13 protein-coding genes are annotated in these 13,699 nt (G+C 68.6%); 12 read left to right on the top strand and 1 reads right to left on the bottom strand.

The genetic code is table 11. The annotated features are described in order from the left end of the window. The first annotated feature begins 50 nt into the window (after nt 1–50). The 6 genes from dapA to AC4D14_RS16570 all read left to right on the top strand — a co-directional run bounded on the left by dapA (nt 51) and on the right by AC4D14_RS16570 (nt 7,277). Nucleotides 51–998 carry a 4-hydroxy-tetrahydrodipicolinate synthase gene (gene dapA / locus AC4D14_RS16595; RefSeq protein ID WP_490903770.1) on the top strand — a complete coding sequence of 316 codons (948 nt, stop codon included), beginning with the start codon at nt 51–53 and terminating at the stop codon, nt 996–998. Beyond that, complete coding sequence (locus AC4D14_RS16590; protein ID WP_490903769.1) at nt 995–2,683, top strand: ribonuclease J; 1,689 nt, start codon at nt 995–997, stop codon at nt 2,681–2,683. The genes dapA and AC4D14_RS16590 overlap by 4 nt, the downstream gene beginning before the upstream one ends. 105 nt (nt 2,684–2,788) lie before the next feature. Beyond that, nucleotides 2,789–5,623 (top strand): FtsK/SpoIIIE family DNA translocase, encoded by a 2,835-nt coding sequence (locus AC4D14_RS16585; RefSeq protein ID WP_490903768.1) that lies wholly within the window; start codon nt 2,789–2,791, stop codon nt 5,621–5,623. 12 nt (nt 5,624–5,635) lie between these two features. After that, nucleotides 5,636–6,232 carry a CDP-diacylglycerol--glycerol-3-phosphate 3-phosphatidyltransferase gene (gene pgsA, locus AC4D14_RS16580; protein WP_490903905.1) on the top strand — a complete coding sequence of 199 codons (597 nt, stop codon included), beginning with the start codon at nt 5,636–5,638 and terminating at the stop codon, nt 6,230–6,232. Further along, nucleotides 6,229–6,714, top strand: a complete 486-nt coding sequence (locus AC4D14_RS16575) for a CinA family protein (protein WP_490903767.1) — start codon at nt 6,229–6,231, stop codon at nt 6,712–6,714. The genes pgsA and AC4D14_RS16575 overlap by 4 nt, the downstream gene beginning before the upstream one ends. A 122-nt stretch (nt 6,715–6,836) precedes the next feature. After that, complete coding sequence (locus AC4D14_RS16570) at nt 6,837–7,277, top strand: helix-turn-helix domain-containing protein (RefSeq protein ID WP_490903766.1); 441 nt, start codon at nt 6,837–6,839, stop codon at nt 7,275–7,277. A 170-nt stretch (nt 7,278–7,447) separates the two neighbouring features. Here the strand turns inward: AC4D14_RS16570 and AC4D14_RS16565 are convergent, their stop codons facing one another. Then, complete coding sequence (locus tag AC4D14_RS16565) at nt 7,448–7,918, bottom strand: MarR family winged helix-turn-helix transcriptional regulator (RefSeq protein ID WP_490903765.1); 471 nt, start codon at nt 7,916–7,918, stop codon at nt 7,448–7,450. Between the two features lie 126 nt (nt 7,919–8,044). Here AC4D14_RS16565 and AC4D14_RS16560 point away from each other — a divergent pair, with 126 nt between their 5' ends. The 6 genes from AC4D14_RS16560 to dapF all read left to right on the top strand — a co-directional run bounded on the left by AC4D14_RS16560 (nt 8,045) and on the right by dapF (nt 13,692). Next, the gene (locus tag AC4D14_RS16560; protein ID WP_490903764.1) at nt 8,045–8,284 is read left to right on the top strand and encodes a DUF3046 domain-containing protein; all 240 of its coding nucleotides are present in this window, start codon (nt 8,045–8,047) and stop codon (nt 8,282–8,284) included. A 179-nt stretch (nt 8,285–8,463) separates the two neighbouring features. Beyond that, nucleotides 8,464–9,513, top strand: coding sequence for a recombinase RecA (gene recA / locus AC4D14_RS16555; protein ID WP_490903763.1), 1,050 nt, complete (start codon nt 8,464–8,466; stop codon nt 9,511–9,513). A gap of 4 nt (nt 9,514–9,517) precedes the next feature. Further along, nucleotides 9,518–10,078, top strand: coding sequence for a regulatory protein RecX (locus AC4D14_RS16550; RefSeq protein ID WP_490903762.1), 561 nt, complete (start codon nt 9,518–9,520; stop codon nt 10,076–10,078). Nucleotides 10,079–10,173: 95 nt separating this feature from the next. Continuing rightward, nucleotides 10,174–11,718, top strand: coding sequence for a tRNA (N6-isopentenyl adenosine(37)-C2)-methylthiotransferase MiaB (gene miaB / locus AC4D14_RS16545; RefSeq protein WP_490903761.1), 1,545 nt, complete (start codon nt 10,174–10,176; stop codon nt 11,716–11,718). A gap of 56 nt (nt 11,719–11,774) precedes the next feature. Next, complete coding sequence (gene miaA, locus AC4D14_RS16540; RefSeq protein ID WP_490903904.1) at nt 11,775–12,737, top strand: tRNA (adenosine(37)-N6)-dimethylallyltransferase MiaA; 963 nt, start codon at nt 11,775–11,777, stop codon at nt 12,735–12,737. Between the two features lie 4 nt (nt 12,738–12,741). Further along, nucleotides 12,742–13,692, top strand: coding sequence for a diaminopimelate epimerase (gene dapF / locus AC4D14_RS16535; RefSeq protein ID WP_490903760.1), 951 nt, complete (start codon nt 12,742–12,744; stop codon nt 13,690–13,692). Nucleotides 13,693–13,699: the final 7 nt, after the last annotated feature.

Genomic DNA, 13,699 nt, shown 5'->3' with positions numbered 1-13,699 from the left:
CTCGGGCGGGGCTGGGGCGTTACCGGGCGGAAGCGGGTAACGTTTTACGTATGCTTGAATCCCCGCCCCGCAGTTCCCTGTTCGGCACTTTGATCACCGCGATGGTCACCCCGTTCACGGCGGAGGGGGCGGTCGACCTCGACGGCGCTGCCGCCCTTGCCTCGCGCCTCGTCGATGACGGGTGTGACGGACTTGTAGTCTCCGGCACCACCGGCGAAACCTCAACCCTCGAGGACTCCGAGAAGGAGGACCTGTTCCGGGTCGTCGCACAGGCGCTGGGCGGCCGGGCCAAGGTCATCGCCGGCACCGGCACCAACCACACCTCCCATTCGGTGGAAATGGCGCACCGGGCCGTCCGCGCCGGCGCCGACGCCCAACTGGTTGTGACCCCGTATTACAACAAGCCCACACAGGCCGGCGTCCTCGCCCACTTCGCCGCGGTCGCCGACGCCACCGAGCTGCCCATCATGGTCTATGACATTCCCGGGCGCTCGGCCATCCCCATCGCCACCGAGACGATGATCCGGCTCGGGGACCACCCGAACATCCGGGCACTCAAGGACGCGAAGGCCGACTTCGGCGAGATCACACGGGTCCTGGCGAACACCGACCTCGCCGTCTACTCCGGCGACGACGGACTGACCCTGCCCTGGATGGCCGCCGGCGCCGTGGGCGTGGTGAGCGTGAGCGCCCACGTGGCAACGGCGGCGTTCCGCGCCCTTGTCGATGCCGCAGCGGCCGGGGACTTTGCAACCGCCCGGCGCATCCACTTCGAACTCGACCCGGTCATCCGGGCCGTCATGACCCACATCCCCGGCGCCGTGTCGGCCAAGCAGATCCTCCATCTGCAGGGGGCCCTCGCCAACACCGCCGTCCGGCTTCCCCTCGTCGAGCCAACGGCCGTCGAAATGGAGCCGGTGCTCACCGACCTCGCCGAAGCCGGCTGGGACTTCAGCCGGGCACCGGCCGCCAGGCACGCCGAAAGGTCGCACGCATGAGCGAATCGGTCCTCACCACCCTTGCTCCGCCGCCGCTCGCCCCGGGCACCCTCCGCGTCGTTCCCCTCGGGGGACTCGGGGAGATCGGCAGGAACATGACGGTGTTCGAGATCGACGGCAAGCTGCTGATCGTTGACTGCGGCGTCCTGTTTCCCGAGGAACACCAGCCGGGCGTCGACCTCATCCTCCCCGACTTCTCCTACATCGAGGACCGCCTCGACGACGTCGTCGGACTGGTGCTCACCCACGGCCACGAGGACCACATCGGCGCGGTGCCCTACCTGCTCCGGCTCAAGGCGGACATCCCGCTCATCGGCTCCCAGCTCACGCTGGCCCTGCTCGAGGCGAAACTCCAGGAACACCGGATCCGCCCCTACACCCTCACGGTCTCCGAGGGCCAGATCGAACAGTTCGGGCCCTTCGAGTGCGAGTTCGTTGCAGTCAACCATTCGATCCCCGACGCGCTGGCCGTGTTCCTGCGCACCGAGGCCGGAAACGTGCTTCACACCGGCGACTTCAAGATGGACCAACTGCCCCTCGACGGACGCATCACCGACCTGCGCGCGTTCTCCCGCCTCGGGGAGGAGGGCGTCGACCTGTTCCTCGTCGACTCGACGAACGCCGACGTTCCGGGGTTCACCACCGCCGAGCGCGAGATCGGCCCGGTCCTCGAGCACCTCTTCTCCAACGTGCGCAAGCGCATCATCGTCGCCTCCTTCTCCTCGCACGTCCACCGCGTCCAGCAGGTCCTCGACGCCGCCTCCGCGCACGGGCGCTTCGTCTGTTTCGCCGGGCGGTCGATGGTGCGCAACATGGGGATCGCCGCGAAGCTCGGGTACCTGAAGGTGCCCGAAGGCATCCTCGTCGACATCAAGAACGTCGACGACCTCCCGGACGATCGGGTGGTGCTGATGTCCACCGGATCCCAGGGAGAGCCGATGGCGGCGTTGTCGCGCATGGCCAACGGCGACCACCGCATCACCGTCGGCTCCGGAGACACGGTGATCCTGGCGTCGTCGCTCATCCCGGGCAATGAAAACGCCGTCTTCCGGGTCATCAACGGCCTGCTCAAGCTCGGGGCCGACGTCGTCCACAAGGGCAACGCGAAGGTCCACGTCTCGGGCCACGCGGCTGCCGGTGAACTGCTGTACTGCTACAACATCCTCAAGCCGCGCAACGTGATGCCCGTCCACGGGGAGACACGGCACCTGATCGCCAACGGCAACCTCGCCATGCAGACCGGCGTGCCGGCCGACAACGTGTTCCTCGCCGACGACGGCTCGGTGATCGACCTCGCCGACGGTAAGGCCCGGCTCGTCGGAGCCGTCGAATGCGGCTACGTCTACGTCGACGGCTCAAGCATCGGCGAGATCACCGACTCCGACCTCAAGGACCGCCGGATCCTTGGCGAGGAGGGCTTCATCTCCATCGTCGCCGTCGTGAACCGTACGACGGGAAAGATCGTCTCGGGCCCCGACATCCACGCCCGCGGGTTCGCCGAGGACGACTCGGTCTTCGACGAAATCACCGGCAAGCTCAACGCCGCCCTCGAAGAAGCGGTGCGCAGTAACAAAGATCACACGACCTACCAGCTCCAGCAGGTGGTGCGCCGGGTGATCGGCTCGTGGGTGAACCGCAGGTACCGCCGCAGGCCAATGATCATCCCGGTCGTCCTGGAGGCCTGACCGGTCTCCCGGAGCCGGTCCCGGCAGCCGTCCGGCGGCCGACGACCGTTGCTGCGCAGTGCGTGGATCCCGGTAAAGGACGGGCAAGTCCGGTACCGTAGCGGTATGGCGACTCGTACTTCCCCTGCCCCTCGGGGCCCGCAGCAGTCGCGCGGCAAGAACGCCCCTGCTGCCCGCTCAACCTCGGGCCGGGGCTCCTCCAGCGCCAAAACGCAAAGCACCAAGGTGATTCCGGTGCAGGCCGAGGAGCGGCCTCCGCTGCCCGTGCGCGCGGTGCGCGGAGCCTGGATGGGGATCGCCCGGATGACGGCCGCGGGCGTGCGGAAGTTCGGCCACGACGTTCATCCTGACCGCGAACTGCGCCGGGACGGCACCGGATTCTTCCTCCTGCTGCTCGCCGTCGCCGTCGCCGCCGTCGAGTGGTGGGCACTGAAGGGACCTATCGCCGACGTCATCCACGCCGTCGCCGGCGGAACCTTCGGCTGGATGGCCCTGCTCGTGCCGTTCATGCTCGGCACCGGAGCCGTGCGGCTCTTCCGCTACCCCGAAGTACCGCGGGCCAACAACCGGATCGCCATCGGCCTGCTGCTCGCGCTGTTCGCCGGATCCGGCATCGCACACCTCGTGGGTGGCCAGCCGGACCTCGCCGCCGGGCTCGAGCAGCTCTGGCGCGCCGGGGGAGTGGTCGGCTTCCTTGTCGCCGGACCGCTCAGCGCCGTGCTCACCCCCTGGCCCGTCGGGGCGATCCTGGGCTTCGCCGTGTTCCTGAGCCTGCTCATCATCTCGGCCACACCGTTCCGCCATATCCCGGCGAGGCTCCGCTCGCTCTACGAGCACCTCATGGGACAGGACCTCATCGACCGCGAGGCGGCCGACCGGGACGGCCACGACCAGAGCTACCTCTACGAAGCGCACGGCTCGACCGCGGCAAAGAACCCGCCGAAACGGAAAAAGCGCCTCCTGGGCAAGGACCGCGGCGAAGAGCAGGCCGCCGACGCCGACTCCGAGGGCTACGTCGGCGACGAGGCGTTCGAACGCGCCCTCATCGAGGACGAGGAGCGCAAGGCCCGCGAGGCCGAGCAGCAGATCCCGGCGGGCGTGCGCCGCCCCACCCAGCAGGAACTCGCAGCCGACAAGATCAAGCGCGCCCAGGGCATCGGCGTCGCCGAGCCGGCCGAGCCGGCAACCGAGGCGATCGACGTCGTCCCGGCCGCCAAGGCGCTCATCGTGCCCTCCACCCCCGTCCAGCCGCAGACCCCGCCCTCGCCGATCCCGCAGCGCACCGAGCAGCTGCAGCTGGCCGGGGATGTCGCGTACACCCTTCCGCCGTCGGACTACCTTCCGGCGGGAACCCCTCCCAAGGAGCGCTCGGAGGCCAACGATGCCGTCGTCGCTGCCCTGACTCACACCCTCGAGCAGTTCAACGTCGACGCCAAGGTCACCGGTTTCTCCCGCGGCCCGACGGTCACCCGGTACGAGATCGAACTCGCCTCCGGCACGAAGGTCGAGCGGGTCACCGCGCTGTCGAAGAACATCTCCTACGCCGTCGCGAGCTCCGACGTGCGCATCCTCTCGCCGATCCCCGGCAAGTCCGCGATCGGCATCGAGATTCCCAACACCGACCGCGAGACCGTCTCCCTGGGCGACGTGCTGCGTTCGGGCAACGCCCGCAAGACCGAACACCCGATGGTGATGGGCGTGGGCAAGGACGTCGAGGGCGGCTTCGTCGTCGCGAACCTCGCCAAGATGCCGCACCTGCTCGTCGCGGGCGCCACCGGCGCCGGCAAGTCCTCGTTCGTGAACTCGATGATCACCTCGATCCTGATGCGGGCCACCCCCGACGAGGTGCGCATGGTCATGGTCGATCCAAAGCGCGTGGAGCTCACCGCCTACGAAGGCGTGCCGCACCTGATCACCCCGATCATCACCAACCCGAAGAAGGCCGCCGAGGCCCTTCAGTGGGTGGTGCGGGAGATGGACACCCGCTACGACGACCTGGCCAACTACGGGTTCAAGCACATCGACGACTTCAACAAGGCCGTGCGCAACGGCAAGGTCGTTCCGCCCGAAGGCTCAAAGCGCGTAGTGCGCCCCTACCCGTACCTGCTCGTGATCGTCGACGAGCTCGCCGACCTGATGATGGTCGCCCCGCGCGACGTCGAAGACTCGATCGTGCGCATCACCCAGCTCGCCCGCGCCGCGGGCATCCACCTCGTCCTTGCGACCCAGCGCCCCTCGGTCGACGTCGTCACCGGCCTGATCAAGGCCAACGTGCCGTCCCGGATGGCGTTTGCGACCTCCTCGGTCACCGACTCCCGCGTCGTGCTCGACCAGCCCGGCGCCGAGAAGCTCATCGGCCAGGGCGACGCCCTGTTCCTGCCCATGGGGGCCTCAAAGCCGATGCGCGTCCAGGGCGCCTGGGTGACCGAATCCGAGATCCACCGCGTAGTTGAGCACGTCAAGGGCCAGCTCGGGGCGGTGTACCGCGAAGATGTCGCCGTCGAGGCGCCGAAGAAGCAGATCGACGACGACATCGGAGATGACCTCGAGGTGCTGCTGCAGGCCACCGAGCTCGTCGTGACGACCCAGTTCGGGTCGACCTCGATGCTCCAGCGCAAGCTGCGGGTCGGCTTCGCCAAGGCCGGCCGGCTCATGGACCTGCTCGAATCCCGCGGCGTCGTGGGCCCCTCGGAGGGCTCAAAAGCCCGCGACGTGCTCGTCAAGCCCGACGACCTCGCACCCGTCCTCGCGGCAATGCGCGGCGACGAGGTGGCGGCGTCGCCGGCCGCGGCCGATCCGGCGCCTCCGGCGGTCCGCGAGCCGATCGACCTGGTTGCCGACGACCTCGCGGCACGGACGCAGGCGGTCGAGTATTACGACGGCTCCGAGGGCGCCGATGATGACGAAGGCGAAGACGCCTGGAGCCTCACAGGCAGGTAGCCTTATCGCGTGATGAACACTCCAGCAAAGCACGTTCCTGTTCTGAACATCGCCAACATCCTGACCGTTGTCCGGATCCTGCTGGTGCCGTTCTTCATCTGGTTCCTCGCCGCCGACAACAGCGAGGGCGGAGCCTTCCGCTGGGCCGCGGTCGCGGTTTTCGCTGTCGCCATCTACACCGACAAGCTCGACGGAGACCTCGCACGCAGCCGCGGGCTGATCACCGACTTCGGCAAGATCGCCGATCCCATCGCCGACAAACTGCTCATCGGGTCGGCCCTGGTGATGCTCTCGATCCTCGGGGAGCTGTGGTGGTGGGTCACCATTGTGATCCTCGTGAGGGAGCTTGGCATCACGGTGCTCCGCTTTGCGGTCATCCGCTACGGCGTCATGCCGGCCTCGCGGGGAGGCAAGCTCAAGACCGTCGTGCAGACTGCGGCGATCCTGCTGTTCCTCCTTCCTTTGGCCAGCACCCTCGGGGCGTGGGCCTGGTGGCTCGCCGCGGCGGTCATGGCGGCGGCGGTCGTCATCACCGTCGTCACGGGCGTCGACTACGTGCTTCAGGCGGTGCGCCTGCGCGCGTCGGCGCGGGGCACGGCGCGCCAGTGACACCGCAGGACGTCGTCGCCGGCGCCCTGGGCGCCGGACTCACCGTGGCCACCGCGGAATCTCTCACGGCGGGATCGGTGTCCGCATCACTGGCGGAGGTGCCGGGAGCCTCGGGCATGCTGCGCGGCGGCGTCGTCGCCTACGCCAACGAGGTGAAGCGCGACGTGCTGGGCGTCAGCGGCGCCCTCCTTGAGGAAAAGGGCTCGGTCGACGCCGCCGTTGCGGCCGGCATGGCCGAGGGGGTCCGCGCGCTGATGGGGGCCGACATCGGTGTTTCGACGACCGGCGTCGCCGGTCCCGATGCGCACGACGGACAGCCTGTGGGCACCGTTTTCGTCGCGGCCGCGACAGCCGGCGGAACCCTTGTGCGGCAGTTCAGCTTCGAGGGGGACCGGGCCGAGGTGCGGCTTCAGGCGAGGACCGCGGCGCTGGCGCTGCTCGGGCAGGCGCTTCACGGGGGAACAAAAGCGCCGACACACTAGTTACCTATACAGTCAGCCTTGGTAAGGTTGACGACTCAAGCTTAACCAGCTCGGGCCAGTCATAATTACGCAACCCCAACCTTAGGGCGGGGCTGCATCTATGAGGGAGCAAGGCGATACAGATGGCAAGACAACCCGTATCCGTAAACGGCGTCGTCCGTTGGCGTGATGTGGGGTTGGCGGATGACGCACAACTCAAGCCTAAGGAGCGCAAAATGGTAGTTTTACGCCATGAGATCGGGGACGTCCTGCGCGACGTCCGCCAGCGCCAGGGCCGTACACTGCGTGAAGTGTCCCACAGTGCGAGGGTATCCCTTGGTTACCTTAGTGAAGTGGAGCGTGGCCAGAAGGAAGCGTCATCTGAACTCCTCTCATCAATCTGCAGCGCACTGGACGTACCACTGTCCTTGATGCTGCGGGAGGTCAGCGACCGACTCGCGGAGGCTGAAGGCGTTTCAGTACCCGACACAATCCCACACGAGTTCTCACGAGAGTTTGAAGACAACATCTCCGATGATCTCTCCGACGGTTTTCGCAGGGGTCTTGCAGCCACCAACCGGTAGGGTGCGCTTCCCCCTTTGAGCCGCGTAAGGCCCGCTTCGGCGGGCCTTCCGCCGTTAATGGCCAGGTTGGCCCGCCCGGACGCACGCTTGGATCCCGGTGGCGCGCATGCCTGGACGGCGCCCCGATGGCCGGGTGGGTTGGTTGCCCGGTTAGGGCCGGTGGGACGGGCCTACCAGTTGTCCTTCGTGTAGGTGGAGTTGAGCTGCGCGATGAGGTCGCCAAGGCGGGTGAGGTCCTTGACGTCCCAGTCCTCCATCAGCTCGTGGAAGGCCTGCTTCCGGGCGGTCTGGGCCGTGACGAGTTGGTGGATGCCCGCCGGGGTCAACGAGATGGCCTGTGCCCGGCCGTCGAGCGGGTCGGCCTCCTTGTGCACGAGCCCGAGCTGCTCGAGCATCGCGATCTGCCGGCTGACCGACGGTTTGCCCACGCCGACGCTCGCTGCGATGTCGGTCAGGCGCATCGAGCCCTCCTGCTGCAGGATCACCAGCAGGCCGTAGGCCGCCGGCTCCATCTCGGGGTGAACCCGCCGGGCAACCTTGTAGGAGTTGGACCGGGCGCGGCGCCAGAGCATGCTCAGTTGGTGTTCAAGCGCCTCGATGGCTGCGTCAACGTCGGCGTCGCTGGTGGGCTCGTCTGTCATGCAGATCATTGTATGGTTCAGGCGGTGCTGAACCGCCGCGTTGCGGGTAACGGATCGGCAACCCGGCTGCAGCGCCGCAGCCGATGCGCGATGCTGGTAGGAGCAGGCCGACGGAAGGAACGGAAAATGCGGCTCAGTGACTTTTGGCGGTTGATGGACGATGAGTTCGGGGCGAGGTATTCGCGGAGCCTCGCGAACGACCTGGTGATCGACGGCCTGGGGGACCGGACGGCGATGGAGGCCCTGCGGGCCGGAACTGATCCGCGGCAGGTCTGGGAGGCGTTGTGCGACGTGCAGGACGTACCCCGGGAACGGCGGCTCGGACGCGATGTGAAGCCGCGCGAGCGGCGCGCCAGGGTCGACTGACGCGGAACACGCCGCGGGAAATTATTCGAATACCTGTTCGGATGGAGCTAGAATGGTAAGGAGCGGGCGGCGCCCCTTTCCACATACGCCGGACGCTTCCCCAAATTGTCAGAGCCGGCCGGTACGGTCGATATGAACACGCAAACAGGCCCCAGGGCCATGATCAACCGAGGTGAATAATGGCCGCACCAGCCGACCGTGAGAAAGCTCTCGAAGCTGCTCTCGCCCAGATCGACAAGCAGTATGGCAAGGGCTCGGTCATGCGTCTGGGTGATGAGACCAGGGCTCCGATCGAAACCATCTCCACCAGCTCGATCGCCCTTGACGCCGCCCTTGGCATCGGAGGACTGCCGCGCGGCCGCGTCGTCGAGATTTACGGACCGGAGTCCTCCGGTAAGACGACCGTCGCCCTTCACGCCGTGGCAAGCGCCCAGCGCAACGGCGGAATCGCGGCCTTCATCGATGCGGAGCACGCCCTCGACCCGGAGTACGCGAAGAAGCTTGGCGTCGACACCGATGCCCTCCTTGTGTCGCAGCCCGACACCGGTGAACAGGCCCTCGAGATCATGGACATGCTGATCGGTTCGGGCTCCATCGACATCGTTGTCATCGACTCCGTTGCAGCGCTGGTTCCCCGTGCCGAAATCGAAGGCGAAATGGGCGACAGCCACGTTGGCCTGCAGGCCCGGCTGATGAGCCAGGCGCTCCGTAAGATCACCGGCCGGCTCAGCCAGACCAAGACCACCGCCATCTTCATCAACCAGCTTCGCGAAAAGATCGGTGTTTTCTTCGGCAGTCCCGAGACAACGACCGGTGGCAAGGCGCTGAAGTTCTATGCCTCAGTCCGTATCGACGTCCGCCGGATCGAAACCCTCAAGGAGGGCGTCAACCCGGTCGGCAACCGCACCCGGGCCAAGATCGTCAAGAACAAGATGGCTCCGCCCTTCAAGCAGGCCGAGTTCGACATCCTCTACGGCCACGGCATTTCCCGCGAGGGCGGGCTGATCGACGTCGGCGTGGAAAACGGGCTCGTCAAGAAGTCGGGAGCCTGGTTCACCTACGACGGCGACCAGCTGGGTCAGGGCAAGGAAAACGCGAGGAAGTTCCTAATCGACAACCCCGACCTGGCCGACGAGCTCGAGCAGAAGATCCGCACCAAGCTCGGCATCGGAGTCCAGCCCGAGGAAGTCCAGGACGGGCCCAAGCTGAAGGCCGTCGGAGGGGAATAGCCTCATGGCCCGACGGCAGCCGGGCGGGGACGGCGGGGCGCCCGACGACCCGTACGCCCTCGCCCGGTCGATCGTGCTGCGGCAGCTCGCCATGGCGCCGAAGAGCCGGCACCAGCTCGCGGAGAAACTCGCGCAGCGCGATGTGCCGGCGGACGTCGCCGCGGCGGTCCTCGACCGCTTCGAAGAGGTCCAGCTCATCGACGACGCGGAATTCGCCCAGATGTGGGTCCGCAGCCGCGCGGGCACCCGCTCGCTGGCCCGGTCGGTGCTCAAGCGGGAGCTCGCCGACAAGGGGGTTGGCGGCGAGCTTGCCGAAGCGGCCCTGGCCCAGGTGAGCGACGACGACGAGCGCGCCGCCGCCCGCCAGCTCATCCGGCGGAAGCTGCGCACCGGCGCCGACCTCTCGGACCGGCAGGTGCGCGACAAGGAGATCCGGCGCCTCGTCGGGATGCTCGCCCGGAAGGGCTACAACCCCGGCATGGCGTTCTCTCTCGTCAAGGACGCCCTCGACGACCCCGACTGCGGCGACGCCGGGAGCGGCGATTCCGGCCTGTCCGGCGTGTAGGCCATTCCCGCCGCCCACGCCCGCGCCCGTTACCGGCGGGTCGAAGCCGCCGCCGGGATTGTTGCCCGGCGCGGCGGCAGCCTTACGCTTAACCGGTGAGTATCACTGCCCCCGCGCCGCTGCCTGAGCTGTCCTCGTCCGCCGTGCCACGCCAGGGCGCGCCCAGCCCCCGGCGCACCTACGAGGTGCGCACCTTCGGATGCCAGATGAACGTCCACGACTCCGAACGGATCTCCGGGCTGCTCGAAGACGCGGGCTATGTTGCCGCCCAGGGCGAGCAGGCCGACGTCGTGGTTTTCAACACCTGCGCCGTGCGCGAGAATGCCGACAACAAGCTGTACGGGAACCTCGGAATGCTCGCCCCGGTCAAGGAATCCCGGCCGGGCATGCAGATCGCCGTCGGCGGCTGCCTGGCGCAGAAGGACCGGGAGACGATCCTGCGCAAGGCGCCCTGGGTCGACGCCGTGTTCGGCACCCACAACATCGGGGCGCTGCCGGCGCTGCTTGAACGGGCCCGGCACAACCACGAAGCGCAGCTCGAGATTCTCGAATCCCTCGACGTCTTCCCCTCCACGCTGCCCACCAAACGCGACTCCGTCTACGCCGGATGGGTTTCGATTTCCGTCGGCTGCAACAACACCTGCACGTTCTGCATCGTGCCGTCCCTGCGCGGCAAGGAACGCGACCGCCGTCCCGGGGAGATCCTCGCCGAGGTCGAGGCGCTCGTCGCCGACGGGGCGATCGAGGTCACCCTGCTGGGACAGAACGTCAACTCGTACGGGGTCGAGTTCGGCGACCGCGGCGCTTTCGCCAAGCTGCTGCGCGCCTGCGGAAGCATCGAAGGCCTCGAACGGGTGCGCTTCACCAGTCCGCATCCGGCCGCGTTCACCGACGACGTCATCGACGCAATGGCCGAAACCCCGAACGTGATGCCCCAGCTTCACATGCCCCTGCAGTCAGGGTCCGACCGCGTGCTCAAGGCGATGCGCCGCTCCTACCGCTCCGCGAAGTTCCTCGGCATCCTCGACCGGGTACGCGAGAAGATGCCCACGGCGGCCATCTCCACCGACATCATCGTCGGCTTCCCCGGTGAAACCGAGGAGGACTTCCAGGCCACGCTCGACGTCGTCGAAAAGGCCCGATTCGCCACAGCGTTCACCTTCCAGTACTCCCGGCGCCCGGGCACACCCGCGGCGGACCTGCCCGACCAGCTGCCCAAGCACGTGGTCCAGGAGCGCTACGAGCGCCTCACCGCCCTGCAGGACCGCATCGCCGAGGAGGAGAACGCCCGCCAGGTCGGACGCCGCGTCGAGGTGATGGTCACCGCCCACGCTGGTCGCAAGGGCGGCGAAACGAACCGCCTCACCGGGCGCGCCCAGGACCAGCGGCTCGTGCACTTCACCGTCCCCGAGGGCGGCGAGGTGCCGCGGCCCGGCGACCTGGTGACCGTGACGGTGACGCGCGCCGCGCCCTTCCACCTCCTGGCCGACCCCTCCGCCGCCGAATACTCGGTGCGCCGCTCACGGGCCGGCGCCGCCTGGGACCGCGCCCAGGCATCCTCCTGCGGCGTGCCGGTCCAGGGCGCGGCCGGGAAGTCCTCAGGGGTGTCGCTGGGCATGCCCTCGATCCCGGTCCGCTGAGCCAGGTGACACCCGGCGGCAGGGCGCCGGAGCCCGCCGTGGCAGCTGACCGGGACGTGGCGGCTGACCGGGACGCGGCGGCCGGCACCGCGCCGACGGCACCGCCCCGCACGGCTCCCGTGGTCTCCGTCGTCGGCCCCACCGGCTCGGGCAAATCCGACCTTGCCATCGCCCTCGCCCTGGAACTGAACGGCGAGGTGGTCAATGCCGACGCCCTCCAGTTCTACCGGGGAATGGACATCGGCACCGCGAAGGTGCCCGTCGGGGAACGCCGCGGGGTGCAGCACCACCTCCTCGACGTCCTCGATGTCCGCGACGAGGCAAGTGTCGCCGACTACCAGCACGACGCCCGGCAGGCGATCAACGGGATCCGCGGCCGCGGCCGGATCCCCATCCTCGTCGGCGGGTCCGGCCTCTACGTGAGGGCCGCCCTCGACCGCCTCGAATTCCCGGGCACGAGCCCCCCGGTGCGCGAGCGCCTTGAGCGGGAGCTCGCCCGTGACGGCGCCCCGGCGCTTCGGTCCAGGCTCGCCGCCGCGGACCCGGAGTCGGCCGCGCGCATCGCCGACGACCGCCGGCTGATCCGCGCGCTGGAAGTCCTTGAGGTGACCGGGCGCCCCTTCAGCTCCTTCATGCCCAAGCGGGAGTACCACCAGCCGGCCGTGCAGGTGGGCCTGGCCGTCGACCGCGCCGAGCTGCGGGAGCGGCTGGGTGAACGGGTCCACGCCATGGTCCGCGCCGGGCTGCTGGAGGAGGTGCGCAACCTTTCGGAGCGGGGGCTCCGGGAGGGCCGCACCGCCTCGCGCGCACTCGGATACGGGCAGTTCCTGCAGGTTCTCGACGGCACCCTCAGCGAAACCGAGGCGGTCGAAGACACGATCAGCGCCACCCGGAAATTCGCGCGCCGCCAGCTCACCTGGTTCCGCGGCGACCCCCGCGTGCAGTGGCTCGACTGGCGGGCCCCGGACCTGCTTGAACGGGCCCTGGACGCCGTCCGGGGCGCCGGCGCCCTATCCTAGAAGGATGAGTACCCCAGTGGAAGAACGTAAGGCGGGCCCGCGCCGGACGCTGGCGGGGGCGTCGTTCATGAAGGGCCACGGCACGGGGAACGACTTCGTGCTGCTGTTCGACCCCGAGGGCGCGCTCGAGCTGGCCCAGGAGTCCGTGGCCGCCGTATGCGACCGCCACCGCGGGGTGGGCGCCGACGGGCTGATCCGGGCGATCCGCTCCGACAGGCTTCCGGAGGGCCGGGCGCTCCTGACAGCCGCGCCCGAGGCCGAGTGGTTCATGGACTACCGCAACGCCGACGGCTCCGTCTCCGAGATGTGCGGCAACGGCGTCCGGGTGTTCGTCCACTTCCTGATCCACCAGGGCGCCGTCAGCCTCGAGGACGGGGCGACGCTCTCCGTCGGCACCCGGGCCGGGGTCAAGGTCGTCTCGCGGTCAGGCAACGGGTACTCGGTGGACATGGGCCCGTGGGCGTTCGCCAACCCCGACCAGGCGGCCGCCCGGGCCACTGACGCCCTCGTTGAGACGGACGGCCTCGACGTGCCGCGGCCCGCCCTGTCGATCAGCATGGGGAACCCGCACACGGTCGTCGCGCTGGCCGGCCTCGACGAACTTGCCGCCGCCAACCTGGCTCAGGCCCCCGCCGTCCAGCCGGTGCCTCCGGCCGGAACCAATGTCGAATTCGTCGTGCCTCTCGAACCGCTTGTCGAGGACGGCGTGGGGCGCGTGGCGATGCGCGTCCACGAGCGCGGAGTGGGGGAGACGCAGTCCTGCGGAACCGGAGCCTGCGCCGCAGCTGCCGCGACGCGCTTTTGGGCCGGGGAGGCCTCGCCAACGCACTGGAGCGTGAGGGTGCCCGGCGGCGAGGTCGGCGTCGTCTTCTCGGTCGGTGCCGACGGCCGCGAGCACGTCCAGCTCAGCGGACCCGCCGTGCTCGTGGCGCAGGGGACCCTCCTCGACGCCTGAGACGCCT

It is taken from the genome of Arthrobacter sp. TJ-254 (assembly GCF_058269175.1).
This window is presented reverse-complemented; position numbering and strand designations above follow the sequence as displayed.

What these genes read in the sequence shown, in the direction of transcription:
- dapA (WP_490903770.1), top strand. Translation starts at nt 51, where the DNA reads ATGCTTGAATCCCCGCCCCGCAGTTCCCTGTTCGGCACTTTGATCACC.
- AC4D14_RS16590 (WP_490903769.1), top strand. Translation starts at nt 995, where the DNA reads ATGAGCGAATCGGTCCTCACCACCCTTGCTCCGCCGCCGCTCGCCCCG.
- AC4D14_RS16585 (WP_490903768.1), top strand. Translation starts at nt 2,789, where the DNA reads ATGGCGACTCGTACTTCCCCTGCCCCTCGGGGCCCGCAGCAGTCGCGC.
- pgsA (WP_490903905.1), top strand. Translation starts at nt 5,636, where the DNA reads ATGAACACTCCAGCAAAGCACGTTCCTGTTCTGAACATCGCCAACATC.
- AC4D14_RS16570 (WP_490903766.1), top strand. Translation starts at nt 6,837, where the DNA reads ATGGCAAGACAACCCGTATCCGTAAACGGCGTCGTCCGTTGGCGTGAT.
- AC4D14_RS16565 (WP_490903765.1), bottom strand. Translation starts at nt 7,918, where the DNA reads ATGACAGACGAGCCCACCAGCGACGCCGACGTTGACGCAGCCATCGAG.
- AC4D14_RS16560 (WP_490903764.1), top strand. Translation starts at nt 8,045, where the DNA reads ATGCGGCTCAGTGACTTTTGGCGGTTGATGGACGATGAGTTCGGGGCG.
- recA (WP_490903763.1), top strand. Translation starts at nt 8,464, where the DNA reads ATGGCCGCACCAGCCGACCGTGAGAAAGCTCTCGAAGCTGCTCTCGCC.
- AC4D14_RS16550 (WP_490903762.1), top strand. Translation starts at nt 9,518, where the DNA reads ATGGCCCGACGGCAGCCGGGCGGGGACGGCGGGGCGCCCGACGACCCG.
- dapF (WP_490903760.1), top strand. Translation starts at nt 12,742, where the DNA reads ATGAGTACCCCAGTGGAAGAACGTAAGGCGGGCCCGCGCCGGACGCTG.